This window comes from Actinophytocola sp. (assembly GCF_049647105.1).
Classification (GTDB): Bacteria; Actinomycetota; Actinomycetes; order Mycobacteriales; family Pseudonocardiaceae; genus Actinophytocola.
Genome location: NZ_JBARWZ010000300.1, coordinates 1 through 25,356, shown reverse-complemented (window position 1 = coordinate 25,356; position 25,356 = coordinate 1). Strand labels below are relative to the sequence as shown.

General features: G+C 70.7%; 22 protein-coding genes. 12 read left to right on the top strand and 10 right to left on the bottom strand.

The window, feature by feature from the left end; all coding sequences use genetic code 11:
• The first annotated feature begins 52 nt into the window (after positions 1 to 52).
• Positions 53 to 496 carry an N-acetyltransferase family protein gene (locus WBA97_RS36930; RefSeq protein ID WP_424235681.1) on the top strand — a complete coding sequence of 148 codons (444 nt, stop codon included), beginning with the start codon at positions 53 to 55 and terminating at the stop codon, positions 494 to 496.
• Here the strand turns inward: WBA97_RS36930 and coaD are convergent.
• Both coaD and rsmD read right to left on the bottom strand, forming a co-directional pair.
• On the bottom strand, positions 493 to 984 hold the full coding sequence (gene coaD, locus WBA97_RS36925) for a pantetheine-phosphate adenylyltransferase (protein WP_424235671.1): 492 nt from the start codon (positions 982 to 984) through the stop codon (positions 493 to 495). The genes WBA97_RS36930 and coaD overlap by 4 nt on opposite strands.
• A 61-nt stretch (positions 985 to 1,045) precedes the next feature.
• Positions 1,046 to 1,591, bottom strand: coding sequence for a 16S rRNA (guanine(966)-N(2))-methyltransferase RsmD (gene rsmD, locus WBA97_RS36920; RefSeq protein WP_424235670.1), 546 nt, complete (start codon positions 1,589 to 1,591; stop codon positions 1,046 to 1,048).
• 120 nt (positions 1,592 to 1,711) lie between these two features.
• Here rsmD and WBA97_RS36915 point away from each other — a divergent pair, with 120 nt between their 5' ends.
• From WBA97_RS36915 to WBA97_RS36890, 6 genes are all read left to right on the top strand, one after another.
• Positions 1,712 to 3,814 (top strand): HelD family protein, encoded by a 2,103-nt coding sequence (locus WBA97_RS36915; RefSeq protein ID WP_424235669.1) that lies wholly within the window; start codon positions 1,712 to 1,714, stop codon positions 3,812 to 3,814.
• Between the two features lie 180 nt (positions 3,815 to 3,994).
• The gene (locus tag WBA97_RS36910; protein ID WP_424235668.1) at positions 3,995 to 4,618 is read left to right on the top strand and encodes a DsbA family oxidoreductase; all 624 of its coding nucleotides are present in this window, start codon (positions 3,995 to 3,997) and stop codon (positions 4,616 to 4,618) included.
• Between the two features lie 39 nt (positions 4,619 to 4,657).
• The gene (locus WBA97_RS36905; protein WP_424235667.1) at positions 4,658 to 4,849 is read left to right on the top strand and encodes a hypothetical protein; all 192 of its coding nucleotides are present in this window, start codon (positions 4,658 to 4,660) and stop codon (positions 4,847 to 4,849) included.
• Positions 4,850 to 4,932: 83 nt separating this feature from the next.
• Positions 4,933 to 5,919 carry a TauD/TfdA family dioxygenase gene (locus tag WBA97_RS36900; protein ID WP_424235666.1) on the top strand — a complete coding sequence of 329 codons (987 nt, stop codon included), beginning with the start codon at positions 4,933 to 4,935 and terminating at the stop codon, positions 5,917 to 5,919.
• Positions 5,920 to 6,032: 113 nt separating this feature from the next.
• Positions 6,033 to 8,153, top strand: a complete 2,121-nt coding sequence (locus tag WBA97_RS36895) for an amino acid--tRNA ligase-related protein (protein WP_424235665.1) — start codon at positions 6,033 to 6,035, stop codon at positions 8,151 to 8,153.
• Positions 8,150 to 9,109, top strand: coding sequence for a phosphotransferase (locus tag WBA97_RS36890; protein WP_424235664.1), 960 nt, complete (start codon positions 8,150 to 8,152; stop codon positions 9,107 to 9,109). The genes WBA97_RS36895 and WBA97_RS36890 overlap by 4 nt, the downstream gene beginning before the upstream one ends.
• Here the strand turns inward: WBA97_RS36890 and WBA97_RS36885 are convergent.
• Positions 9,102 to 10,124, bottom strand: a complete 1,023-nt coding sequence (locus WBA97_RS36885) for a phosphotransferase family protein (protein ID WP_424235663.1) — start codon at positions 10,122 to 10,124, stop codon at positions 9,102 to 9,104. The genes WBA97_RS36890 and WBA97_RS36885 overlap by 8 nt on opposite strands.
• Before the next feature lie 120 nt (positions 10,125 to 10,244).
• Complete coding sequence (locus WBA97_RS36880) at positions 10,245 to 10,487, bottom strand: hypothetical protein (protein WP_424235662.1); 243 nt, start codon at positions 10,485 to 10,487, stop codon at positions 10,245 to 10,247.
• A 457-nt stretch (positions 10,488 to 10,944) separates the two neighbouring features.
• On the opposite strand from WBA97_RS36880, the gene WBA97_RS36875 reads away from it, so the two are divergent.
• The 3 genes from WBA97_RS36875 to WBA97_RS36865 all read left to right on the top strand — a co-directional run bounded on the left by WBA97_RS36875 (position 10,945) and on the right by WBA97_RS36865 (position 11,905).
• Positions 10,945 to 11,439 carry a DUF5753 domain-containing protein gene (locus WBA97_RS36875; protein ID WP_424235661.1) on the top strand — a complete coding sequence of 165 codons (495 nt, stop codon included), beginning with the start codon at positions 10,945 to 10,947 and terminating at the stop codon, positions 11,437 to 11,439.
• Entirely contained in the window at positions 11,436 to 11,612 is a 177-nt protein-coding gene (locus tag WBA97_RS36870; protein ID WP_424235660.1) for a DUF397 domain-containing protein, read from the top strand. The genes WBA97_RS36875 and WBA97_RS36870 overlap by 4 nt, the downstream gene beginning before the upstream one ends.
• A gap of 107 nt (positions 11,613 to 11,719) precedes the next feature.
• Positions 11,720 to 11,905 (top strand): DUF397 domain-containing protein, encoded by a 186-nt coding sequence (locus tag WBA97_RS36865; protein WP_424235659.1) that lies wholly within the window; start codon positions 11,720 to 11,722, stop codon positions 11,903 to 11,905.
• A 217-nt stretch (positions 11,906 to 12,122) separates the two neighbouring features.
• Here WBA97_RS36865 and WBA97_RS36860 read toward each other — a convergent pair whose 3' ends face one another.
• Entirely contained in the window at positions 12,123 to 15,497 is a 3,375-nt protein-coding gene (locus tag WBA97_RS36860; protein WP_424235658.1) for a pyruvate carboxylase, read from the bottom strand.
• Between the two features lie 202 nt (positions 15,498 to 15,699).
• Positions 15,700 to 16,815: a S8 family peptidase gene (locus tag WBA97_RS36855; RefSeq protein WP_424235657.1), complete on the bottom strand. Its 1,116-nt coding sequence runs from the start codon at positions 16,813 to 16,815 to the stop codon at positions 15,700 to 15,702.
• Between the two features lie 160 nt (positions 16,816 to 16,975).
• Between WBA97_RS36855 and WBA97_RS36850 the strand changes: the two genes are divergently transcribed.
• Together WBA97_RS36850 and WBA97_RS36845 are read left to right on the top strand one after the other, a co-directional pair.
• Positions 16,976 to 19,180 carry an MMPL family transporter gene (locus tag WBA97_RS36850; RefSeq protein ID WP_424235656.1) on the top strand — a complete coding sequence of 735 codons (2,205 nt, stop codon included), beginning with the start codon at positions 16,976 to 16,978 and terminating at the stop codon, positions 19,178 to 19,180.
• 258 nt (positions 19,181 to 19,438) lie between these two features.
• A complete protein-coding gene (locus tag WBA97_RS36845) occupies positions 19,439 to 21,121 on the top strand; it encodes a hypothetical protein (protein ID WP_424235655.1) in 1,683 nt (560 codons plus the stop codon).
• A 114-nt stretch (positions 21,122 to 21,235) separates the two neighbouring features.
• Here WBA97_RS36845 and recG read toward each other — a convergent pair whose 3' ends face one another.
• The 4 genes from recG to WBA97_RS36825 form a co-directional block, all read right to left on the bottom strand.
• A complete protein-coding gene (gene recG / locus WBA97_RS36840; protein ID WP_424235654.1) occupies positions 21,236 to 23,419 on the bottom strand; it encodes an ATP-dependent DNA helicase RecG in 2,184 nt (727 codons plus the stop codon).
• Positions 23,420 to 23,468: 49 nt separating this feature from the next.
• Complete coding sequence (trxA, locus tag WBA97_RS36835; RefSeq protein WP_424235653.1) at positions 23,469 to 23,789, bottom strand: thioredoxin; 321 nt, start codon at positions 23,787 to 23,789, stop codon at positions 23,469 to 23,471.
• Between the two features lies 1 nt (position 23,790).
• Entirely contained in the window at positions 23,791 to 24,159 is a 369-nt protein-coding gene (locus WBA97_RS36830; protein WP_424235652.1) for a MerR family transcriptional regulator, read from the bottom strand.
• Between the two features lie 55 nt (positions 24,160 to 24,214).
• The coding region (locus WBA97_RS36825; RefSeq protein ID WP_424235651.1) for a DAK2 domain-containing protein at positions 24,215 to 25,356 on the bottom strand (1,142 nt) is incomplete at its 5' end.

Below are 25,356 nucleotides of genomic sequence, written 5' to 3'. Positions count from 1 at the left end.
GTGAAACCGGTTAGCGCCGATCGTCGGCTGTTTGAATGCACCCGTGGCAGATGTGCGGATACGGCGGGCCGTCGCGGCGGACGTGCCCGCGATCGTGGCGATGCTCGCCGACGACCCACTGGGTGCGAAACGGGAACGGCCAGGCGACCCGGCCTACGCGGAGGCGTTCGAGGACATCGACGCCGACCCCCGGCAGCTCCTGGTGGTCGCCACCACGGGCGCCGACGTCGTCGGCACGCTCCAGCTCACGTTCATCCCCGGCCTGTCCCGGCTCGGCGCGACCCGTGCGCTGATCGAGGCGGTGCGGGTGCGGTCGGACCAGCGTGGCGGCGGACTCGGCGGTCAGCTGATCCAGTGGGCGATCGACACGGCCCGCGAACGCGGCGCCGCCATGATCCAGCTGACCACGGACGCCAGCCGGAAGGACGCCCACCGCTTCTACGAACGCCTCGGCTTCGCCCCGACCCACGTTGGCATGAAGCTGCCGCTGCGTTAGGGCTTACCGGCGTCTTCCGAAAGGCGTTCGACCAGACGGCGGTGCACCGTCTTCGGGAGCAGGTGCGACACGTCGCCGCCGTACGTCGCGACCTCCTTGACCAAGGAGCTGGAGAGGAAGCTGTTGAGCGGCTTCGTCGGCATGAAGAGGGTTTCCACGCCGGAGAGCTGCTGGTTCATCTGCGCCATCTGCAACTCGTAGTCGAAGTCGCTGATCGCGCGGAGGCCCTTCACGATGGCCTGGATCTCGTGCTGGCGGCAGTAGTCGACCAGCAGCCCGTGCCACGCGTCGATCCGCACGTTGCCGAGGTGGCTGACGGTCTCGGCGAGCAGTTCCATCCGCTCCTCGACCGTGAACAGGCCCTTTTTGTTCTTGTTGATGAGCACGGCCACGACGACCTCGTCGAAGATGCCGGCCGCTCTCTCCAGAATGTCCAGGTGCCCGTTGGTGGGTGGGTCATAGGAACCGGGGCAGACGGCACGCCTCATGCGCGGACGGTATCAGCCCTCACCTGCGGCGACCTGCCGACGGTGGTCTTGGTCACGCCCGTCACGGCCAGCGCGCCCAGTGCAGTGAGGTCTCCCCGTAGTGCTTGATCCGCACGGCTTCCAGCGGCGCTGGCCACTCGACGTCCGGCGCCCGCCGCGACCGCTCGACGACCACCACCGATCCCTCGGAGAGCCACCCCGCCGACACGAGCAGGCCCAGCTCACCGCTCAGATCCTCGACCGCGTACGGCGGGTCGGCGAGGACCAGGTCGAACGGCTCGTCGGTGCCATCGGCGAGCACGGCGGCCACCTTGCCCGCCCGGACCACCCCGGGCAGCCCGACCGCGGCGACGTTCTTGCGCAGCACCGCGAGCGCACCGGACGACGACTCGACGAACACCGCGGCGTCCGCTCCCCGGGACAGTGCCTCGAGACCCAGCGCGCCGCTGCCCGCGTACAGGTCGAGGACCCGCGCCCCGTCAAGGTCCACAGCGGACTCGACGGCGCTGAACAGGGCCTCACGGACGCGGTCGGAGGTCGGCCGGGTGCCCTTCTGCGGCACGGCCAGCCGCCGCCCGCCCGCCCTGCCCGCCACGATCCTCGTCACAGTGCCATCACCATGCCATGGTCTCAGGGCTCGTTGATCCAGGCGGCCGCCACCTTGCCCACGCAATTCGCGTAGGCTCGCTCTTCCCCACCCACACGCTGGCACTCACGGGAGCGGTGCGTGTCGCACACCTCTGACAGGCAGACCGAGATCGCGGTCGAACAGGTCCACGTCGACGTCGTCTACAAGCGCGTCGACGAGATGCGCGTCGAGGCCGAGGCCATGCGCAGACGCGGCGACCAGCTTGCCCACGGTGCGCGCAACGAGGCCATCTTCGAGCAGGCCGCGATGCTGTTCGAGCGCGACGTCATGGTGCGCCACGCCACACAGATCCTCCGCACGCTCGACGCGGAACACGAGGGACTGGTGTTCGGCCGCCTCGACGACACCGACGGCGAGACGATGTACGTCGGCAGGCTCGGCATCCGGGATGTGAACTTCGACAACCTGGTCACCGACTGGCGGGCACCCGCCGCCGCGGCCTTCTACCAGGCCACCGCCGAGGATCCGATGAACGTGGTGCGGCGCCGGGTCATCCGCTCCACCGGCCAGTCCGTTGTGGACATCGACGACGACCTGCTGGTGCCCGAGAAGCGGCCGGACGGCATGGCGGTCGTCGGCGAAGGCGCGTTGATGGCGTCGCTGACCAGGGCACGCGGCGACCGGATGCGGGACATCGTCGCCACCATCCAGCGCGAGCAGGACGAGGCGATCCGCGCGCCGTGGAAGGGTGTCACCGAGATCACCGGTGGCCCCGGCACCGGCAAGACGGCCGTGGCGCTGCACCGGGTCGCGTACCTGCTGTACCGGGATCGGCGCCGCATGGGCGGGGCAGGGGTGCTGGTCATCGGGCCATCGCCCGCGTTCACCTCCTACATCTCGCGGGTCCTGCCGTCGATGGGCGAGGACACCGTCGAGCTGCGGTCCCTCGGCGACGTGCTCGACGGCGTCCGCGCGGCCGGCATCGACTCGGCCGAGGTGGCCAAGGTCAAGGGCTCGCTGCGGATGCGCAGGGTGCTCAAGCGGGCACTGCGTGAGCCGCCCCCTGACGCGCCCGCCGAGCTGCGCATCACCTTCAAGGGTCAGGTGCTGAAGCTCGACTCGCACGACCTCGCGAAGGTGCGACGCGCGGTGGCCGGCATCAACCGGCCGCCGAACCAGTCGCGGGTCGACGCGGCGGAGGCGCTGCTGGAGGCGCTGTGGCGCAGGGCCGACTCGTACGAGATGGGCTTCGACCGGCACGAGCTGATCACCGAACTCGGTGAGCGGATGGACTTCCACCGGTTCGTGGTGGTGTGGTGGCCGATCCTCACCGAGTGGGAGGCGTTGCGGCTGCTCGCCGACCGCGACCGGCTCCGGCGGGCCGCTGGCCGGGCGCTCACGCCCGCCGAGATCGACGCGCTCGCCGCGTCGTGGGCCGACCAGGACGCGGGGCCGACGGTCGCGGACGTGGCACTGCTCGACGAACTGCGGTTGCTGCTCGGGCCGCCGCCGAAGCGGCACCGGCGCCGGATCCGGGCGGCCGCCGCCGAGGAGAACCACGGCTGGACGCCGGGCCCCCGGCGTGCCGAGCACTACGACGAGTACTCGCACATCGTGGTCGACGAGGCGCAGGATCTGTCGCCCATGCAGTGGCGGATGATCGGACGGCGCGGCAAGTACGCGAGCTGGACGATCGTCGGCGACCCGGTGCAGTCGTCCTGGCCGGACCCGCCAGAGGCGGAGCAGGCCAGGGTGTCGGCGGTGGGCCCGCGTACCCAGCGGCGGCAGTTCCAGCTGCGCACGAACTACCGGAACTCGGCCGAGATCTTCGAGCTGGCCGCGCAGGTGGTGACCGACGTGTCGACGCCGGACCAGCTGCCGCACGCGGTACGCAGCACCGGCGTGAAACCGTCGGTACGCGTGATCGACCCGCCGGAGCTGGCGGACGCATTGCGGTTCGCGACCCGGCAGCTGCTCGACGAGATGGACGGCACGGTCGGCGTGATCACCGCGGCCGGCAGGCTCGACGAGGCCCGCGCGGCGCTGGCGGAGATCACCGACGACCGGCTGAACGTCGTCGACGGCATCGAGGCGAAGGGCCTCGAGTACGACGCGGTGGTGCTGGTCGAGCCGACCGAGCTGGTGGCAGAGTCGACGACCGGGCCGCGCACGCTGTACGTGGCGCTGACCCGCGCGACCCAGCGCCTTACGGTGCTGACGAGCGAACCCGAGTGGCCGTGATGCCATGACGGGCACCGTCCACTGTGTACCCGATGCCGAATCGGGCTGAACGCGGAATTCCCTCGGCCGTGGCGCTGTTCGTGTGTTCATGGACGAGGTGGCAGAGGCCGGGGACGTGCCGGTGCTGGTGACGCTCGGGGACGAGCACGTGCCGGTGTGCGAGGACGGGAGCTGCGGGCTGTGAAGATCGAGGTCTGGTCCGACATCGTGTGCCCGTGGTGCTACATCGGGAAGCGGCGGCTCGAGTCCGCGCTGGCCGGTTTCGAGCACCCGGTCGAGGTGGAGTGGCGCAGCTTCCAGCTCGACCCAACATTCCCGCGCGACAAGGCGATCCCGGTGTACGAGGGGCTGGCGCAGAAGTTCGGCGCGAGTGACGTGCGCGGGATGACCGAGCACGTGACACAGCTGGCCGAGGTGGAGGGCCTGCACTTCGACTACGACCACGCGGTCATGGTCAACACGTTCGACGCGCACCGGCTGGCGCAGCACGCGAAGACGCAGAACCTCGGCGGCGAGATGCACGAGCGGCTGCTGCGTGCGCAACTCGTCGAGGGCGAGACGGTGAACGACGTCGAAACACTGGTGCGGCTGAGCGAGGACGTCGGCGTCGATGGCGCACGCGAGGCGCTGACCGGCGACCGGTACACCGCCGACGTGGAGGACGACATCCGCGAGGCCCGCCTGCTCGGGGCGACCGGCGTGCCGTTCTTCGTGCTGGACCGCAAGTTCGGGGTGTCCGGCGCGCAACCGGCGGAGGTCTTCTCCTCGGCGCTGAGCCAGGCGCTGGCGGCGGCACCCGCCTGACCACGCCGCCGGGCGGCGTGCGCGCAGGCGGTGCGGGCGGTGCTCCCGGCTGCGGTCGCTGACCGGATTGTGGCCGACAACCTGTTCGGTCGACTCGCGTGGCAGCTTCACCTTGCCGCGCTGGATGGTGTCGATCCGGTGGATGCGCTGCAGGAGTTGGACGACGACCTGCTTCTGGTCGAGGACGAGCGCGAGCCCGCCGACTATCTCGCCAGGCTCCTGGTGCGTTGACGCTGGTCCGCGGCTGGAAGATCACCGGGATGGCCCACTGTTGGTGAGCCCAGAGTGTCGGTGCGGGTGCTTATCGTTGTCTGGTGTCGCAGAACGAGGTGTTCGATCAGCTCGATGTCGGCGGGATCGTCGACCTCACCGGCGAGGACACCGCGCGGATCCATATCGCGGCGCTGCGCGCGGCCGGCGAGCCCGGCAAGAACGCCGCCTACCAAGCGGAGCGTGCTGCCGGCCTGGTGACTGCGTTCCCGCCGAGCTTGGTGCGGGCGTTGCACCGCTACGGCAATCACGGGTCGGTGCACAACACGCTGCTGGTGCGCGGTCTGCTCCCGGATGTCGCCGGTCTGCCGCCGTCGCCGGGGACCACGACCCCTGCCCCGCTCGGCCCGGACGTGGATGCCGCCGCGCTGATCTTGCTGGCGGTGGCATCGCAGATGGGTGAGCCGTTCACGTTCGCCTCGTTGTACGAGGGCCGCCTGGTCCAGCACGTCACCCCGGTACCCGGCCAGGAGGACGCGCAGACCAGCGAGGGCAGCGACACCGTGCTGGCCTGGCACGTGGAGGACGCGTTCACCGAGGCGCGCTGCGACTTCTTCGGTCTGCTGTGCCTGCGCGGCGAGCCCGCCGCGCAAACCCTGGTCGCTCCGGCGCGGGCGCTGGCGCTGCCCGCCGAGGTCGAGCGGGTGCTGCGCGAGCCGCGGTTCGTCGTCGAACCCGACATCGCGCACGGCGCCGACCCGACCCCCGACCTGCCGGTGGCCGCGGTGCTGTCCGGCCCGCCCGGCGATCCTGAGATCTGTTTCGACGCGGTCTACCAGCGTCCCGCCGATCCGGCCGACGCCGACGCGGCTACGGCGCTGAAGGCCCTGGCGGACGCGGTCGACGCCGCGGCGGTGGCGCACGTGCTCGAACCGGGCGAGTTGCTGATCGCGGACAACCGGCGGATCGTCCACGGCCGCACCGTGTTCCGGCCCCGCTACGACGGCACCGACCGGTGGCTGCTGCGCACGATGGTCTGCGCCTCCAAGCGCGAGCACCGCCGCCGCGGCGCGTCCCGCGCCCTGCCCTGATCCCGTTCCACGCCCCGTTGTCAGTGTCCGTCTCGTGGAAGGTCGTGTCGTTGTTCAACGCCCCCGCCGTCACCGCCAAAACCGTTGCCCCGCCTCGAATCCGGCCTCGGGCCGTGTGGTCGACCGACGAATTCAGCCTGCTGGCCGAGGTGATCGTCGGCACCGCCGTAGGCGCCCGCATCCCCGTCCTGGACCGGTCGGCGTGGCTGAACCTCTACCCGGACCTGACCGCCGCCGAGCTGGCCGGGATCGCCACGGGCGCGTTCCCAGCGCGGGTACTGGCCGAGGCGGAGGAGGATCTCGACGCACTGGCGGAGATCCTGCGTGGGCTGGGTGCCACCGTGCACCGCCCGGCGCCGGTGGCCCACGAGGCGAATTTCGCGACGCCGCACTGGCGCAGCCGCGGTTTCTACTCCTACTGCCCGCGGGATCTGGCGCTGGTGGTCGGGTCGACGATCATCGCGGCGCCGAGCCCGATGCGGGCCCGGATGTTCGAGCTGGCCGGGCTGCGCGCGCTGTTCCAGGAGCGGATGCTGGCCGGGTCGGCGTGGATCGCCGCCCCGGCCCCGCAGCTGCTCGACGAGCTTTACCTGCTCGACGACACCGGCCGCCCGGTGCTCGGGGAGACGGAGCCGGTGTTCGACGCCGCGAACGTGCTGCGCTGCGGTCGCGACCTGTTCTACCTGGTGTCCGGGTCCGGCAACGAGCTCGGATATCGCTGGTTACAGACGACGTTGTCCGCGCTCGGGGACTACCGGGTGCACCCGATCCGGGGCGTCTACCCGCACACCCACATCGACTCGACGATCAGCCTGATCCGGCCCGGCCTGGTGCTGCTCAACCCCGCCCGGATCACCGACCCGGCGATGCTGCCTGATCCGCTGCGGTCGTGGGAGCACCTGTGGTGCCCGCCGATGGCCACCGCCCCGGTGGCGACGGCGAGCCCGTTGTCCTCGGAGTGGATCGGAATGAACCTGCTGATGGTCCGCCCGGACCTGGCCATCGTCGACGCCGCCCAGCACGACCTGATCGCGGCGTTGAACCGCCGCGGCGTCGAGGTCGTGCCGCACACGCTGCGCCACGCGCGGGTCCTGGGCGGCGGGTTCCACTGCGTCACCCTCGACATACGCCGCACCCCGCCCACCGGCCCGGACCTGCCCTCGACCAGGGAGACCGTGATGATCGAACGCACTGACCGCGACCACCCGGACGTTCGCCCGGCCGGGTCGCTGGCCGCCCGCTACGCCGAGCTGCGCACCGTCCCGGCCGCCCGCCACGTGCTGGCGGCCCGGTCCCGCGTGGTCGACGTGCTGCGTCGGTCGCTGCACGACAGCGGGCACGTCGAGGTCGACACGCCGCTGCTGCAACGCAGTCGCCCGGCTCCGGGCCGATCGTTCCGCACCGAGACGACATCGCTGGATCCGCACATCTACCTGAGGTCCTCGCCGCTGCACCTGCGGGCCATGCTGACCACCGGTATGGAGCGGGTCTTCGAGATCGGCCGGTCCTTCCGCGACGAACCCGTGGATCCCACGCATTCTCCGGAGTACAGCCTGGTCGAGCTCTACCAGGCCGGCGCGGACTACACGACACTGCGCAGGACCGCCTACGACCTGATCACCACCGCCGCCCGCGCGGTCCACGGCGGCACCGAGATCCGCACCCGCACCGGCCAGGTCGTCGACCTCGCGGACGCCTGGGCGGTCGTGCCGTTCCACACCGCCCTGGGCACCGCGCTGGACCACCCGGTCGACCCCGCCACACCTGCCGCGGAGCTGCGGCGGCTCGCCGAGCGGCACCAGGTGCCAGTCCGCATCGACGCGGACGCCGAGGAGATCGCTCTGGAGCTCTACGACCGCCTCGTCGAACCGGCCACCCTCGGCCCGACCTTCCACACCGACTTCCCGGCCGGGCCGTCACCGCTGGCGGCCACCTGCGGCCACGACGAGCGCCTGGCGCAGAAATGGGATCTGGTCATCGGCGGCCGCGAGATCGCCACCGCCTACACCGAACTCGCCGACGCCGCCGAACTGCGCCACCGCCTCGCCCCGGACGGCGACCGGATCCTGTCGTCGGAGGCCGCGACCATGGACGCGGAATGGCTGGAGGTGTTCGCGGGGAACATGCCCGCCGCCGGTGGGCTGTGCATCGGCCTGGAACGGCTGCTGCTCACGGTGACCGGCGCCGCCGCCTTGCGCGACGTGATCCCGTTCCCGCTGCCGGAAGCGCCGTGACCGGGCTCGCCGGCCCGGCCGCACGGGTCGGCACCGACCTGGCCGCTCTGCTCGCGCACGTCGCCGACGCCTTCGCACTCGGCGACATCGCGTCCTTCTCGGTGCTGACCACCGGCTACGAGGACTGCAACGTCGACGTCACCACCGCGGCCGCGCGGGTGGTGGTCAAGGTGTTCGCCCCCGGTCGCGCGGCGGGGATCGCCGCGCGCACCGCCGGGCTCATAACCGCCGCCCACGCCGTCGGAGTCCGCCACCCGCGGCTGCACCGCGACGCCCACGGTGCCCTAGTGCTCTCCTATCACCAGCACCAGGTGCTGGTGATGGACTTCGTCCCCGGCCAAACCATCTACGACCGGGGACGTGCGCCCAGCCGAAGCGAGCTGGCCGGGATCGTCGAGCAGGCCGCGGCCATCCACACCATCGACGCGCACCTGGAGTTCGTGTTCGACCCGTGGGCCATTACCAACCTGGCGCCGCTGGCCGGGCAGCTCCGCGACGTGCTCAACACCGAGCAGTCCCGTCTTGTCGGCCAGGCCCTCGAAGAGGCCGCCAGCGTTGACCGGGCGGTGCTGCCGGTGGTGCTGATCCATGCCGATCTGACCAAGGGCAACGTGCTCATCGGCGCGGACGGCGCGGTGAGCGTGCTGGACTTCGCCGTGGCCAACCGGTTTCCCCGGGTACAGGAGCTCGCCGTGATGGCCGCGAACCTCACCCACGGCTCGCCGGAGCCGCTACCGACGCGGGTGGAGACGATCGCCGAGCTGTACTCGGCCGCCGCCGAGGTCCCGTTGAGCACGGTCGAGCGGGTCGCGCTGCGCGCGTTCGCCCGCGCGGCCGCGGCGATGGAGCTGCTCGGCGCGCTCGCCGAATGGCACCACCACGGCAACCGCGGCCCGGAGACGGAGTACCTGATCGGGCTCGGGCTGGCCGGGCTGCGCGACTACGGGCTCAGCTGATCCGGTCCCGCAGCCAGGCCAGCGCCGCGGCGCCCTTCTCGTGCTGGTGTGCCCGCAGGGTCGGCAGGTTCGCTGGGGCGGGCAGCATCGACTGGTACAGGAAGTCCCCGGCCACTGCGGTGAGCACCGCGTTCACCGCGTCAGGGTCCGCATCCCGCGCTGGGCGGAACCCGGTCCATGCCTGCTCGGGGTCGATGCTGCTGGTCGCGGCCACCGAGGGCAGGAACAGCAGCGCGTCCACCCAGCGGGCGCCAGTGACGGCGTAGGGCCAGTCCACCACCATCACCCCGTCGGCGGTGAGCAGCAGGTTGTCCGCCCGCAGGTCGGCGTGCAGCAGCGTGTCGCCCGCGGCGGCCGCGGCCCAGCCGGATTCCTGCTCGACCAGCCGCGCCAGGTTCGCCTGTGTCCACTGGTCGAGCCGTCCGGTCAATGCCGGGTCGTCGGCGATGGTGTGCCAGGAACGGAAGTTCTCAGCCAGGTCGTCCACAATGGACATCGCGGTGATGGGGGCCGGGGTCAGTGCGTCCGACAGCGCTTCCAGCGCCGCGAGCACCCGCGCGAACTCCCGCCGGTCCCACGGCTGGACAGGGATCGTGCCCTCGACGTCGTCGAGGACGAGCATCACCCAGTCGCCGTCGTCGAAGCTCCACCGCAGCCGGGGTGCCGGCACCGATTCGGGCAGCGCGGCCATCACCTCGATCTCGCGGCGGTACAACCCTGGTGAGCGCGGATTGCGCGCGGTGTTGATCGCCTTGGCGAACACCCGCCGCCCGTCGTCGAGCACGAGGCGGGACGCCAGGCCCGGCGAGAATCCCCCGGCCTGCGTGACGTCGCTCGCGACGCCCGCGCCCAGCGCGGACTCCGCCGCCGCGCGGACCGTCTCGGGCAGCTCGTCCCAGCGCAGCCTCGGCGGCGCCATCGTTGCCACGTCCACCACCGGGCCTCCCGTTGCTGTCGCCGTCGTCGGGTTCATCGTCTCGTGCCGCTCGGCAGGCCGCACACCTGGTCCGGCCACCGCACGCTCCGGGGTCTGGCCCCGCCGCCCGGATGTCCGGGCATCGGCGCTGGTCGAGGGTGCGAAGGTGGCGGGCGGCCCGGATCTCGTCACCGACCAGCCACGTCACCTGCACGGCGGTCACGTCCACCGGTCCCGCTCCTCGTGCGTGTCGGCGAGATCCCCGCCATGTAGGAGCAGGCACGCCAGGCATGGCTTCCCTCCCGGCAGCGGGTCGATCAGCCGTGAGGTTGGCGCGCAGTGGTCACAGATCGCCGCCGAGGAGATCTCCCCCATCTGCGGGAAGGCGTGTACGAAGTGGTTCCACGGGGACTGCCGCCACAGCAGGTCACCAGGCCAGGCAGGGTCGGAGTGTCTACCCATCACATGCCTCCGTGAGGGGGCCTGACGGGCGCGGCAGGTCGGGGGCCGGTCGCGCCCGTCAGGGCGGAGGGGGCCGGAGGTGATGTGACGGGTACGACGCGGCCGTCGGCATCACCCCCGGCCCGTTGGGGCAGCGCGCGAGGGGGAGTTGCGCTGCCCACTTCGGGACGCCAGGGGGCGACACGGCTGTCCCGAAGGTCAAGTTCCCGCTTCCGCAGCTTCTTCAGCCACCGTCGGTTGCGGCGCCGGAAGTGCCGGACACGCGGGCGCGGCGGGTTGAGTGCCACTTGCACGGCGAGCGCCAGCGCCCCGAGGATCGCGAGCGGTGGCACCACCTCAACCAGGATCCACACGAGCAGGTTCATGGCTGCCGCCTCGCCGCGTAGGCGACCAGGCCGATCAGTCCGAAGACCACCCCGGCCAGGAGCACGAACGGCAGCCACTCGACGTCGCTCCTGTGAAGCTGATCGCGGGCATACTGCAGACCGGGGACTACGCCCGCGCGATCATGGGCAACGCGACCGGTGCGGACACGCGGGTAGCGATGCGCCTCGCTCGCGCCGATGTCCTGACGCGGCGGAACCCCACTGAGTTCGTGGCGCTACTCGGGGAGGAGTCGCTGTACCAGCCGATCGCCGACGCCGAGGTGATGAGCGCCCAGTTGCAGCATCTGCTCAGGATGGCCGAGCTGCCTGCGGTCACGATCCAGGTGATCCCGGCCCGCACCATCGGGTGGCGGCCGGGACTGCTCGCACCGTTCGAGTTGCTCGAGTTCGACAAGGCGCCAGCGATGGTGCACGTCGAGGCGGACCGTGCGTCGGCATTCCTGTTCAACGAGGCCGACGTGGCGGCCTATCGAGAGAACGCTCGCGTACTGCGCGAGGAAGTGGCGATGGGCCCCGCGGAATCGCTGGAGCTCATCGGTGATGTCATCAAGGAGACAACGACATGAAGGAACCGGTGCGCTGGCGGCGATCCAGCCGGAGCGGGCAAGAGTCGAACTGCGTCGAACTCGCGAACAACCTCGGCGCGGTGCGCGACAGCAAGAACCCCACCGGGCCGGAGCTGCGCGCTCAGTGGTCCGGTTTGGTGGCTGCGGTGAAGGCAGGCAACCTCACCCGCTGACCCCCGGCATGACTGCGCGCCCCCAGAGCACTGGTGGCTCTGGGGGCGCACTGCTTGGTTAGCCCCGTGAACGCATAGACCTGGGCACAGCAGGAAGGGGAGCGACCATGACGGAAACGTCCGGCGCCACGGTGCGCTGGCGCAAGTCCAGCCGCAGCGGCGGGACGAACGGCAACTGTGTCGAGCTCACGCTCGGCGCCGTCCGCGACAGCAAGAACCCGGGCGGCCCTCACCTTGAGGTGTCGTGGCAGTCGTTGATCGCCGCTGTGCGAGACGACCACCTGTCCCGCTGAACACACTGCAGGACCTGCGCCCCCAGAGCCCTCTCGGGTTCTGGGGGCGCACTGCTGCGTCCGTCAGGCCGGTGGCGTCATGTCCACCCCGGTCTGCTCGCACGCGTCGTCCACGTACGCGGCCATCCGCTCGAACGCGACCGGATCCAGCTGGCCGCTGTCCACCCAAGCCGTCCGCATGGCCTCCGACAGCTACGACGCCTGATCCACTGCGGCCTCAGCTCAGCACCACGAGCAGGTCGCCGCCTTCCACCTGCTGCACGGACCCGATCGCGACGCGTGCCACGGCGCCGCCCTTGGGCGCGGTGATCGACGCCTCCATCTTCATGGCCTCGATCGTGGCGACCGTGTCGCCCGCCTCGACCGTGTCACCCTCGGCTACCTGCAGTGTCACCACGCCCGCGAACGGTGCGCCGACGTGGTCCGGGTTGCCCTTTTCCGCGCGCTCGGTCACCGGCACGTCCGACGCGACCGACCGGTCCCGCACCTGTGTCTGGCGGAGCTGGCCGTTCAGCTTGGCCATGACGGTTCGCACGCCGCGCTCGTCCGCCTCGCCGATCGCCTCCAGCTCGATCAGCATCCGGACGCCCTTCTCCAGGTCGACCGGGTACTCGATGCGCGGCCGCAGCCCGTAGAAGAAGTCCTTGCTCGCCAGCACGGACGTGTCGCTGAACTGTTCCCGGTGCGCACCGAACTCCTCGGCGGGCGCCGGGAACAGCAGCCGGTTCAGCGTCGCGCGCCGGTCGTCCACCAGCCCGGACCTGTCCTCTTCGGACAGTCCTGGCGGCTCCGGCGCGGGCGCGCGGCCCTTCAACGCCTTGGTGCGGAACGGCTCCGGCCAGCCACCGGCCGGGTCGCCAAGTTCGCCGCGCAGGAAGCCGATCACCGAACCCGGCACGTCGAAGCGGCCGGGGTCGGCCTCGAACTCCTTCGGGTCCACCCCCGCGCCGACGAGGTGCAGCGCCAGGTCACCGACCACTTTGGACGACGGGGTCACCTTGATCAGGTGACCAAGCATGCGGTCAGCGGCGGCGTAGGTCGACTCGATCTCCTCGAACCGGTCCGCGAGCCCCAGCGCCGCCGCCTGCGTGCGCAGGTTCGACAACTGCCCACCCGGGATCTCGTGCGTGTACACGCGTCCGCTCGGCCCGGGCAGCCCGGCCTCGAACGGCGCGTAGATCTTCCGCACGATCTCCCAGTACGGCTCGAGGTCGCACACCTTCGCCAGGCTGAGGCCGGTCTCCCGCTCACTGTGGTCGGTGGCCGCGACGATCGCCGACAGCGACGGCTGCGACGTGGTGCCCGCCATGGACGCCGACGCGCCGTCCACCGCGTCCACCCCGGCCTGGATGGCGGCGAGGTAGGTCGCCAGCTGACCGCCCGCGGTGTCGTGCGTGTGCAGGTGGACCGGCAGGTCGAACTCCTTGCGCAGCGCGGTGACCAGCCGGTGCGCGGCGGGCGGGCGCAGCAGGCCCGCCATGTCCTTGACACACAGCACCTGCGCGCCCGCGCCGACGATCTGCTCCGCCAGCTTCAGGTAGTAGTCCAGTGTGTACAGACGCTCGCCGGGGTCGGACAGGTCCGCCGTGTAGCACAGCGCCACCTCCGCGACCGCCTTGCCGTTCGACAGCACGGCCTCGATGGCCGGGCGCATCTGCTCGACGTCGTTGAGCGCGTCGAAGATGCGGAAGATGTCGATGCCCGTCGCCGCGGCCTCGTCCACGAACGCGGCCGTCACCTCGGTCGGGTACGGCGTGTAGCCGACGGTGTTGCGGCCACGCAGCAACATCTGCAGGCACAGGTTCGGCATCGCGTCGCGGAGCTTGGCGAGCCGCTCCCACGGGTCCTCGGCGAGGAACCGCAGCGCGACGTCGTAGGTCGCGCCGCCCCAGCACTCGACCGACAGCAGCTCTGGCGTCATCTGCGCGACGTACGGCGCCACGGTCACCAGGTCCTTGGTGCGCACGCGGGTGGCGAGCAGCGACTGGTGCGCGTCACGGAACGTCGTGTCCGTGACCCCGACCGACTTCGACTCCCGCAGCCAGCGTGCCCAGCCCTCCGGGCCGAGCTCGTCGAGCTTCTGCTTCGACCCGGCAGGCGGCGTGCCCAGTTCCAGCTCGGGCAGCTTCTCGGCCGGGTCGATGATGTTGGGCCGCTCGCCGTGCGGCTTGTTGACCGTGACGTCGACCAGGTAGGACAGCAGGCGGGTGCCGCGGTCGGCGGAGCTGCGCGCGGTCAGCAGGTGCGGCCGTTCCTCGATGAACGAGGTGGTGACCATTCCCGCGATGAAGTCCGGGTCGTCCAGCACCGCCTGCAGGAACGGGATGTTGGTTGAGACACCGCGGATGCGGAACTCGGCGACCGCGCGGCGGGCACGGGCCACCGCCGACGGGAAGTCGCGGGCCCGGCAGGACAGCTTCACGAGCATCGAGTCGAAGTGCGCGCTGATCTCGGTGCCCGGCGAGACGGTGCCGCCATCGAGCCGGATGCCAGCACCGCCCGGCGAGCGGTAGGCGCTGATCTTCCCGGTGTCCGGGCGGAACCCGTTGGCCGGATCCTCCGTGGTGATGCGGCACTGCAGCGCGGCGCCACGCAGCCGGACCGTGTCCTGTGACAGGCCGAGGTCATCGAGCGTCTCCCCGCTCGCGATCCGCAGCTGCGACTGGACCAGGTCGACGTCGGTGACCTCCTCGGTGACCGTGTGCTCGACCTGGATGCGCGGGTTCATCTCGATGAACACGTGCTGCCCGTCCCGCGACAGCAGGAACTCGACGGTGCCCGCGTTGCGGTAGCCGATGTGCCGGGCGAACGCCACGGCGTCGGCACAGATCCGCTCGCGCAGCTCCGGGTCGAGGTTCGGCGCGGGCGCGATCTCGATGACCTTCTGGTGGCGGCGCTGCACCGAACAGTCGCGTTCGAACAGGTGCATCACGTTGCCATCGCCGTCGGCGAGGATCTGGACCTCGATGTGGCGCGGGTCGACCACGGCCTGCTCGAGGAAGACGGTCGCGTCGCCGAACGCGGACTCGGCCTCACGCATGGCCGCCTCGACCGACTCACGCAGCGCGCCGGGCTCCAGCACGCGCCGCATGCCGCGCCCGCCACCGCCCGCGACGGCCTTCACGAACAGCGGGAAGCCCAGCTGATCGCCCGCTTCGAGCAGTTCGTCCAGGTCGGCCGATGGCGGCGACGACTTCAGGACCGGGATGCCCGCCTCCCTGGCGGCGGCGACCGCGCGGGCCTTGTTGCCGGTCAGCTCGAGGATCTGGGTGGACGGGCCGACGAACGTGATGCCCGCCTGCTCACATGCCCGCGCGAGCTCCGGGTTCTCCGACAGGAAGCCGTAGCCCGGGTACACCGCGTCGGCCTCCGCCTTCCGCGCCGCCTTGATGATCTCCTCGACGGAGAGGTAGGCGCGGACCGGGTGGCCGGGTTCGCCGATCTCGTAGGCCTCGTCGGCCTTCATGCGGTGTGCCGAGTTGCGGTCCTCGTGCGGGAACACGGCGACCGTGCCGGCTCCCAGCTCGTATCCGGCGCGAAATGCCCGGACGGCGATCTCGCCGCGGTTCGCGACGAGCACCTTGCGGAACATGCCGTACCTCCTGCCAGGGGGTCGGGAACTTCCGGGAACGTTACCGGGGGTTCCCGCCTGTCGGGAGGTATGTCCCACGTGACGGGCCTGACAGGGCTGCTCTCCCGCTGGTCAGCAGGGCGCTTCGATGCCCGAGAGACGCTTTCGGGACGCTCGCCCGTCCCGAAAGCGTCTCTCGGGCATGCCACCCGCGAAGCCGGGTCTAGCCGACGTACAGCAGGCGGTTCGGCGTGCCAGGGGGCACGTTGCACAGCCGGTCCGGTGTGGACGCCGCGACGAGTGCCGCCTGGACGTCCGCCGCCGTGGCCGTCGGGTTGGTCTCCAGGTGGATCCCCACCGCGCCCGCGACGTGTGGTGCAGACAGGGACGAGCCCGACAGCGTCGCTGTGGCCGTGTCGCCGGTCGCCCACGGGCCGATGATGTTCACGCCAGGCGCGAACATGTCCACGACGGACCCGTAGTTCGTGCTGGAGGACAGGCAGTCGTTCGGTCCGCTCGCCCCGATCGTCAGCGCCTCGGTCACCCGCGCGGGCGAGAAGTTCCCCGCGTCGGTCGCCGAACCGCCGGACGCGACGGTGTAGCTGACGCCGGACGCGATCGAGTTGCGCACGGCGGTGTCCAGCGCCGCGTTGGCCGATCCGCCGAGGCTCATGTTCGCCACCGCGGGCTTCACGGCGTTGGCGGTCACCCAGTCGATGCCGGCGATGACGTCGGCCATCGAACCGGCGCCCGTGTCGTCGAGCACCTTCACCGGCACGATCTTGATCTGCTTCGCGACGCCGTACACGGTGCCGCCGATGATGCCCGCGATGAACGTCCCGTGCCCGTTGCCGTCGCTCGCGTCGGCGTCGTCGTCGATGAAGTCGTGGCCCGGCAGCACCCGGCCGCCGAAGTCCGCGTGCGTCGCCCGCACCCCGGTGTCGAGGACGTAGGCGTGCACGCTCGGCGCCTCGTTCGGGTAGCGGTACTTGCCGTCGAGCGGCAGGTCACGCTGGTCGATCCGGTCCAGCCCCCATGACGGCGGGTTGAGCTGTTCTCCCATGGCACGCACCGGAGTGTCCGGCACGACCGCGTCCACACCGGACTCACCGGCCAGCGCGGCCGCCTGTTTCTCGCTCAACCGCACCGAAAACCCGTCCAGCGCGGACGAGTAGACGTGCGTAACGGAGGCGAACCGGTGCGTGAAGGCAGCCGCGTCCCCGTTCAGCACCACGATGTAGTCCCCGAATCGCTCGGGCTCCGCGTTCGCGGGTGCCGCCCACAACGTCCCGAGCAGGCACGCGACCCCGACTTTCGCTAACAGCTTGCGCAGGTTCATACCCCAGTCGTTACGCGACCACGCATACGTGAGCAAGCTTCACCAGTTGCCATGCGGCGGTAGGGCTGGCCTCACCCCCGGTCCGGGGGCGCGCACCCGTGTGCGGGAACACCGGTTCCGAAACCATCGGACCTGTTGAGATACAAGGAAAGGAACGCACGTGCGCAGGCAAGCAGCAACGGTCCGCGTGGCCAGGTGGAGCGCGCAACACCCGTGGCGCGCGATCGGGATGTGGGTGGTGTTCGTCGCCGTGTGCTTCGCGGCGGGCGGGTGGGCAGGCACCACGGAGGCGACCGGCGCGGACATGGCCATCGGGGAGTCCGGCCGCGCCACCACGATCGTCGACGATGGCGACTTCGGCGAGCACGCGGAGGAGAACGTGCTCATCACCGCCCGCTCGGGGCGGCTGGACATGGCGGCGGCGGAAGCGGCGGCCGACGACGCGGCACGCGGGTTGTCCGGTCTGGCGGACGTCGAGGAGGTCGGCGACCCGGTGCCGTCCCGGGACGGCACCGCGCTGCTCGTGCCGGTCACCATGGCGGGCGATCCGGACGGCGCGAGCGACCGCGTCGGAACGCTCCTCGACGCGACCGCGGCCGTGCAGCGCGACCACCCGGACGTCCTGGTGGCACAGGTCGGTGGCGCGTCGATCAACAAGGGCATCAACGACCAGGTCGCGGACGACCTGCTGAAGGCCGAAATGATCAGCGTGCCGGTCACGCTCGTGATCATGCTGATCGCGTTCGGCGCGATCATCGCCGCGGGGGTGCCGGTGCTGCTCGCGATGTCCTCGGTCGGCGCCGCGTTCGGCCTCGCCGCGCTGACGTCGCACTTCGTACCCGCCGTCGAGTCGATGAGCAGCATGGTCGTGCTGATGGGCATGGCGGTCGGCGTCGACTACTCGCTCTTCTACCTCAAACGGGAACGGGAGGAACGGCGCGACGGCGCGTCGCACACCCGTGCCGTGGAGATCGCGGCGGCCACGTCCGGCCACTCGGTCGTGGTGTCCGGCGTCGCGGTGATCGTCTCGATGGCTGGGCTGTACCTCGCGAACGACGCGGTGTTCGCGTCACTCGCGACCGGTTCGGTGATCGTGGTCGCGGTGGCCGTGCTCGGGTCGCTGACCGTGCTGCCCGCCCTGCTCGCGAAGCTCGGCAAGCGGGTCGACCGGCCACGCGTCCCGCTGCTGTGGCGGCTCACCAACCGCGCGGGCCCGCCGAGGGTGTGGCCGAAGCTGCTGCGGCCCGCGCTGCGGTTCCCGCTGGTCACGCTGCTGCTGTCGGTCACGGCGCTCGGCGCGCTCGCGCTGCCCGCGCTGGACATGAAGCTGAAGTCCACAAGCGAGTCCGACCTGCCGCGCAGCATGCCGGTCATGCGGTCCTACGACCGGCTGACCTCGGCGTTCCCGAGCGAGGGCACGAACCACGTGATCGCGGTGAGGGCGGCACCCGCGCAGGCGGAGCGGGTGCGGGCGGCGCTGACCGACCTGTCCGGACGCACCAAGGACAACCCGCTGTTCGCGAACGTCGACACGCCGGTGATCAAGGTGTCGGCCGACCTCCGGGTCACCACACTGCACGTGCCGACGACGGCTGGGGTCGGCACCGACGAGGGAGCGGACTCGCTCGACGCGCTGCGCACGACGCTGGTGCCCGCGACGGTCGGGACGGTGAGCGGCGCCGAGCACGCGGTCGGCGGCGGGATCGCGGAGAACGTGGACTACACCGACAACCTCGCCGACCGGATGCCGATCGTCATCGGTTTCGTGCTCCTGCTGACCTTCGTGATCATGGCGGTCACGTTCCGGTCGCTGGTCGTGGCGCTCACCGCGCTGTTCCTCAACTCGCTGTCGGCGGCGGCCGCGTTCGGCACGCTCGCGCTCGTGTTCCAGCACAGCTGGGCGGAGGGCATCCTGGACTTCCGGTCCAACGGTGCGCTCGTCGCGTGGATCCCGCTGTTCCTCTTCGCGGTCCTGTTCGGACTGTCCATGGACTACCACGTGTTCGTGGTGAGCCGGATCCGCGAGGCGGCGCGCGGCGGGTTGTCCACCCGGGACGCGGTGGCACACGGCATCAGCAGGTCGGCCGGGGTGGTCACGTCGGCGGCGATCCTGATGGTGTCGGTGTTCGCGATCTTCGCGACGCTGTCGCTGAACGAGATGAAGCAGATGGGCGTCGGGCTCGCGGTCGCCGTGTTCATCGACGCCATGATCATCCGGGTGCTGGTGCTGCCGTCACTGATGACACTGCTCGGCAGGGCGAACTGGTGGCCAAGCCGAATCCGACGTGACCCGGAGTCACCGACCACCCCAATTGATGAACACTCGACCGAGCGACTGCCCACCGTGGTACTGCCACGCGGCTGAATAGGACCTGTCCGATGGATCCTTGCGCGAGAGTCTGGGCCCGACCAACAGTGACCTCAGGGGAACGTGACGGCACCCAGCCACCAACCACCCACGGTCAGCAACATTCGCTGGGTCGATACCAACACTTTTAATTTCGGGGAGGCGGACTAGTCCGCCGAACACCATCCCGCGCTCGACGTGGTGGGATGGTCTTCGGCGGCTTATCACCCTCCTGCCGGGTTGCCCCGGCAGGGGGACCATCTAAAGTGTGGCGACATGGCCGATGGTGAGTCCGACGCGAATCTCCGCGTCCCCCGTTTTGACACTGTCCTCCGCGGCTACAACCCGCGCCAGGTCAACGAGCGTGTCACGCGCCTCTCGTTCGACCTGAGCCATGTCACGAAGAGCCGCGACGAGGCCGTCGCCAAGGTCGCCGAGCTGACCAAGGCTCTCGGCAGCGCCCAGCAGCAGTTACTGGACGCTAAGGAGCAGTTGCACAGAATCACCGTGAACCCGACGTCGACCGAGGCGATGTCGGAGCGCCAGCGGCTGATGTGGCAGCTCGCCGAGGAGGAGATCTCCGAGTTCAAGCGCGACGCCGACAACTACGACCGGTCGACGAGAGCCGACGCGGACGAGTACTCCCACTCCACCCGCGCGAAGGCTGACGGCCACGCCTCCACGACGAGGGAGGAGGCGGACGCCTACTCGGCCAAGACGCGGCGCGACGCCGACGAGCACGCGGCGGGGACGCGCAAGAACGCGGACACCTACGTCGGGCAGACCAAGGCGGGCGCTGACGAGTACGTCGCGAGCGTCAAGGCGGACGTGGCCGGCTACGCCAAGGACCAGAAGGCCAAGCAGGACGCCATCACCGCGGAGCTGGCCGAGCGGCGCAAGAAGCTCGAGGCCGAGTACGCGAAGAACCACGCGACGCTCGAGAACGAGTACGAGCAGCTCCGTGCCCGCAACGCGACCGAGCACGAGCAGCTGATGGCCGAGGCGCGCACCGACATCGAGCGCGCGACCAAGGCCAACGAGACCCGGATCGGGCAGCTGGACGCTGAGGCCAAGCAGCGCCGCGAGCAGCGGGACGCGGACGCGCTCAAGCAGCGTGAGCTCATGGACCAGAAGGCGGCCGAGAAGCGGGCCTCCCTTGAGCAGGAGACCGAGAGCGCCCTCAACCAGCGCCGGGTCGAGCTGGAGCGGGAGCTGTCCGAGCGGGCCGCGGTCGCGAAGGACCGGGTGGCCAAGATCGCGGGCGACGCGGAGCGCGAGGCCACGAAGCTGCGCGAGACGATCGCCGCCGAGCGCGCGGAGGCCGACCAGCAGATCGCGCAGCGCGAGTCCGCTGCGAAGGCCCGCGCGGCGAAGATCGTCGGCGACGCCGACGTCGAGGCAGCCAAGATCCGCGAGACGGTGGCGTCCGAGCAGTCGGAGGCGGAGAAGCACATCGCCGCACGTCAGCAGGCCGCGCAGCAGCAGGCCACCAAGATCATCGAGGAGGCCAAGCGCCGCACCGACGAGCAGGAGCGGGCACTGGCCGAGAAGAAGGCCGGGATGGAGAAGAACCTGGCCGAGCTCGAGTCGATGGCACAGCGCCAGGCGGACAAGACCATCGCCGACGCCGACTCCCGCGCGCAGGCGTCGGACAAGGCGCTGACCGCCAAGCGCACCGAGATCGAGAAGCAGCTCAACGAGCAGCAGGCCAACGCGAAGATCCGCGCGGCGAAGATCGTCGAGGACGCGGAGCAGCGCCTGGCCGAGGCCGCGGACCGCACCCGCCAGGCCGACGACTACGAGCGCAGGGTGTCCGAGCACGTCAACACGACGTTCTCGATCCTGGAGGACGCGAAGCGCCACTTCGCCGCCGCCACGAAGGCAGCGGCACCGAGGCCCGCGCCCGCCCCGCAGCCGCAACCTCAGCAGCAGCCGAAGGCTCAGGTGAACGGCAAGTAAGACCGCGGAAAGCCCCCGTCAGCACTCGCCTGACGGGGGCTTTCGCATGCGGCAAGGCCCGGCAAGTCGTATTCGATGCCTCGAAAGACCTGAATTACATCAAGGTAATTATTGTCAGGCCTTTTCGAGATACTCGGCCTTCGTACCGGAAACCAACGAAGCGACCATGGTGGCCAATCCGGGAAACTCCACCAAATCCGGCGATCCCGCCACCAACTCCTGCGCCTCCGCCCGCGCTTGCGCAATCAGCTCCTCGTCACGCAGCAGAGAAAGCAGCTTCAACGCCGACCGCTTACCCGACTGGGTCGCCCCGAGAATGTCACCTTCCCTGCGCATCTCGAGGTCCACCCGCGCAAGCTCGAAGCCGTCCAAAGTAGACGCGACGGCGTCCAGCCGCTCACGGGTCGCCGTGCCGCCAAGGGTTTCCGTCACCAGCAGGCACACGCCGGCCGCCTTGCCCCGGCCCACCCGGCCACGCAGCTGGTGCAGCTGCGACACCCCGAACCGGTCGGCGTCCATGATCACCATGGCCGTCGCGTTGGGGACGTCCACACCGACCTCGACGACCGTCGTCGCCACCAGCACGTCGATCTCGCCATCGGCGAAGGCACGCATCACGGCGTCCTTGTCGTCCGAGGGCAGCCTGCCGTGCAGCAGCGCGAGGCGCAGGCCCTTCAGCGGGCCTTCCGCGAGCATCTCCGCCACCTCGACCACCGCCAGCGGCGGACGGCGGCCCTCGTCGCCGGTGGACACGTCCTCCGAGGACTCCTGGTCGCCGATCCTCGGGCACACGACGTAGGCCTGGTGCCCGGCGGTGACCTCCTCGCGGATCCGCTGCCACGCCCGGTCCAGCCACGCCGGTTTCTCCTCGGCGGGCACCACCGACGTGCTGATCGGTGACCGCCCGGCGGGCAGCTCCCGCAGCGACGAGGTCTCCAGGTCGCCGTACACGGTCATGGCGACCGTGCGCGGGATCGGCGTCGCCGTCATCACCAGCACGTGCGGGCTGCTGTTCTCCCCCGCCCTCGTGCGCAGCGCGTCCCGCTGCTCCACGCCGAACCGGTGCTGCTCGTCGACCACCACGAACCCGAGGTCCGCGAACTGCACGGTGTCCTGGATCAGCGCGTGCGTGCCGACCACGATGCCCGCCGCCCCGCTCGCCGCGTCCAGCAACGCCTGCTTGCGCTGCGCCGAGGGCAGCGAACCGGTCAGCAGCGTGATGCGCGTCGCCTCGTCCGCCGCACCCAGCTCGCCCGCCATCGCCAGGTCGCCGAGCATGGACCGCAGCGACCTGGCGTGCTGCGCGGCGAGCACCTCCGTCGGCGCGAGCATGGCCGCCTGCCTGCCCGCGTCCACGACCTGCAGCATCGCCCGCAGCGCCACGATCGTCTTGCCGGACCCGACCTCGCCCTGCAGCAGCCGGTTCATCGGGTGCGCCAGCTCGAGGTCGGCCGCGACCATCGCGCCGACCTCCTGCTGGCCAGCGGTGAGCGTGAACGGCAGCCGCTTGTCGAACGCGGCCAGCAGCCCGTCGTCGCGGTGCTCGCACTCCGGCGCGGGGCGCGCGACCGCGCGCTGCCGCCGCTGCGCGAGCGCGAGCTGGACCGCCATCGCCTCGTCCCACTTCAGGCGCGCGCGGGCGACCTGCACGCCCGGCCAGTCCGACGCCATGTGGATCTTGCGGATGGCCTCGTCGTAGTTGTCGAAGCCCCGGCGCCTTCGGAGCTCCTCTGGCATCGGGTCCTCGATCACGTCGAGCATCGACAGCGCCTGCCGCACGCACTTCGCGATCTGCCACGACTGGATCGACGCCGCGGCCGGGTACACCGGGATGAGCCCGGTGAACTTCTCGACCGTGTCGGCCGTGTCGGCGGCGTCGCCCTCGGTCTCCTCGGTGAGCAGCTGGTAGTCGGGGTTGGTGAGCTGCAGCTTGTTCCGGTACCGCGACACCTTGCCAGCGAACAACGCGTTGGTGCCCGGCGTCAGCGCCCGCTTGTGGTGGCGCTGGTTGAAGAACGTGCACTCCAGCGTGCGGCTGCCGTCGGTGATGACGACCTCGCTGATCCAGCCGGACCGCTGCCGCATCCGCCGCTCGTTGAACGACTGCACGCGCGCCATCACGGTCGCGTGCTCGCCGATCTCCAGCCCGGCGATGTCGGTCAGCTCCCCGCGTTCCGCGTACCGGCGCGGGAAGTAACGGACCAGGTCACCAACGGTGTGCAGGTCGAGGGCGCCGGCCAGCGCCTTGGCCGACTTGGCGCCCACCGCCGCCTCGAGTTTGCTGTCCATGGAGAGCATCGATGCGATTATGTCGCGCCGCACCGACAATCGTGGGCAGCCCCGGCCGTCACCGCACCGACAACGCCTCGTCCAGCTCGCTCCACAGCTTCGCCTTGGGCTTCGCGCCGACGATCGACCGCACCGGCTGCCCACCCGAGAACAGCAGCATCGTCGGCAGGCCCATCACGCCGTACCGCTGCCCGATGGCCGGTTCCTCGTCGTAGTTCACCTTCACGATGTCAAGGTCGGTCCGTTCCGCCGCGATCTGCGCCAGCACCGGCGCGACCATGCGGCACGGCCCGCACCACGTCGCCCAGAACTCGACGAGCACCGGCTTGTCGTGCCCGAGCACGCGGGCGTCGAACGTCGCCTCTGTCACCGCGTCCATGTCAGTTCCCTTCTCCCCTTCGCGTGCGCGCGTCCGCGAGTTTGGCCCGCAGCTCGGCACGCACCACGTTCAGTTGCGTCAGGTAGGCCTCTACCTCGGCGATCTTGCGGCGGTAGACGGCGATCGCGTCCGGGCAGGAGTCACCCTCCTCGTTGCCTGCACGCAGGCAGTCCACGAACGGCCGGGTGTCCTCGAGCGCGAACCCGATCTCGCGCAGCGTCTGGATCTCCCGCACGACCCGCAGGTGCGACTCGTCGTAGTCCCGGTAGCCGTTGGTCCTGCGCGGGGCGTCGAGCAGCCCGCGCTCCTCGTAGTAGCGCAGCGCCTTCGTGGTGATGCCCGCCGTGCTCGCGAGTTCGCCGATCCGCATACGACCGACTGTAAACATTGCCCCCGACAGGAACGCCAGCGAAAGGCGACCGTGCTCACTCCACGCCGAGCACCAGCACCGCGTCGCGCTGCCCACCCTGGTAGACCACCAGTTCGGTCTCCGGGTGGACGCGCCGGAGGTAGTCCTCGAGCTCCGTGGCCAGCTCGTCGGGCGCATCCGCCCCGAGCAGCGCCGTGACCAGCTCACCGCCCACGGTCAGCATGCGCGCCACCACACCGGTCGCCGCGCGGTCCAGTGCCGCGACGTCGGGCGGGCCCGGCTCGATGAGCAGGACCTCGCCGTCGGCGAAGCCGAGCACGTCGCCGGCCTCGCACGCCCCGATCCAGGTCATCGCGGCCTCGGTCGCCACCACGACCTCACCGCGCCTGGTGGCCGCGGCCGACTCGGCCATGGCCACGACGTCGTCGCCTGCGCGGCGGCGCGGGTCGTGCACGGCGACGGCGGCCAGCACCTGCACCGGCGACGCGCACGGCACGACGACGACGTCCTGACCAGCGGCGACCGCGCGGATGGAGGCCTCGTCGGCGGCCTCGACCAGCGCGGGGTCGGCGGGCAGCACGGTCACGTGCGCGGCACCAGTGCCGGTGATGGCCTCGAGCAGGCGGTGGGCAACCTCGTCGCCGTCCCCGTCCACCCGGCAGACGGTGACGCCCTCGCTGATCAGCAGGTCGGCGAACTCGGTGCTGCGCGACGGCACGACCACCGCGCGGTCCTTGGCGTACCGGCTCGCCTCATGCGACGGCGCGTCGGCGAACCGGGCGACCCGGATCTGCCTCGGCCTGCCGACGTCGACGGCCGCCTCGATGGCGCCGCCGATGTCGTTGCAGTGGACGTGCACGGTCCACAGCCCGGCACCGTCCCCGACGACGGAGACGGAGTCGCCGAGGCCGACGAGCGTGTCACGCAGCCCCTCGGCGGCGCGGTCGTCGGCGACCTGTTCGAGCAGGTACATGACCTCGTACGCGAAGGCGTCCGAACCGGACTCACGGGAGGTGTAGAGCGAGCTTTCCCGGGGGCGGGCCACCCGCTCCTCGGTCACACGCTGTGCGGCGGCGAGCGCGGCCGACTGTCCGGTCAGGACCGCGAGCAGCGCGTCGAACAGCACGACGACCCCGCGGCCGCCCGCGTCGACGACCCCGGCGTCGGCGAGGACGGCGAGCTGGCGGGGCGTGTCGT

Excerpts from the sequence above, each read along its gene's own strand:
- WBA97_RS36845 (WP_424235655.1), top strand. The coding sequence starts at position 19,439 with ATGGCCGATGGTGAGTCCGACGCGAATCTCCGCGTCCCCCGTTTTGAC.
- WBA97_RS36830 (WP_424235652.1), bottom strand. The coding sequence starts at position 24,159 with ATGCGGATCGGCGAACTCGCGAGCACGGCGGGCATCACCACGAAGGCG.
- coaD (WP_424235671.1), bottom strand. The coding sequence starts at position 984 with ATGAGGCGTGCCGTCTGCCCCGGTTCCTATGACCCACCCACCAACGGG.
- trxA (WP_424235653.1), bottom strand. The coding sequence starts at position 23,789 with ATGGACGCGGTGACAGAGGCGACGTTCGACGCCCGCGTGCTCGGGCAC.
- WBA97_RS36870 (WP_424235660.1), top strand. The coding sequence starts at position 11,436 with ATGAAGGAACCGGTGCGCTGGCGGCGATCCAGCCGGAGCGGGCAAGAG.
- WBA97_RS36855 (WP_424235657.1), bottom strand. The coding sequence starts at position 16,815 with ATGAACCTGCGCAAGCTGTTAGCGAAAGTCGGGGTCGCGTGCCTGCTC.
- WBA97_RS36880 (WP_424235662.1), bottom strand. The coding sequence starts at position 10,487 with ATGGGTAGACACTCCGACCCTGCCTGGCCTGGTGACCTGCTGTGGCGG.
- WBA97_RS36860 (WP_424235658.1), bottom strand. The coding sequence starts at position 15,497 with ATGTTCCGCAAGGTGCTCGTCGCGAACCGCGGCGAGATCGCCGTCCGG.
- recG (WP_424235654.1), bottom strand. The coding sequence starts at position 23,419 with ATGCTCTCCATGGACAGCAAACTCGAGGCGGCGGTGGGCGCCAAGTCG.
- WBA97_RS36865 (WP_424235659.1), top strand. The coding sequence starts at position 11,720 with ATGACGGAAACGTCCGGCGCCACGGTGCGCTGGCGCAAGTCCAGCCGC.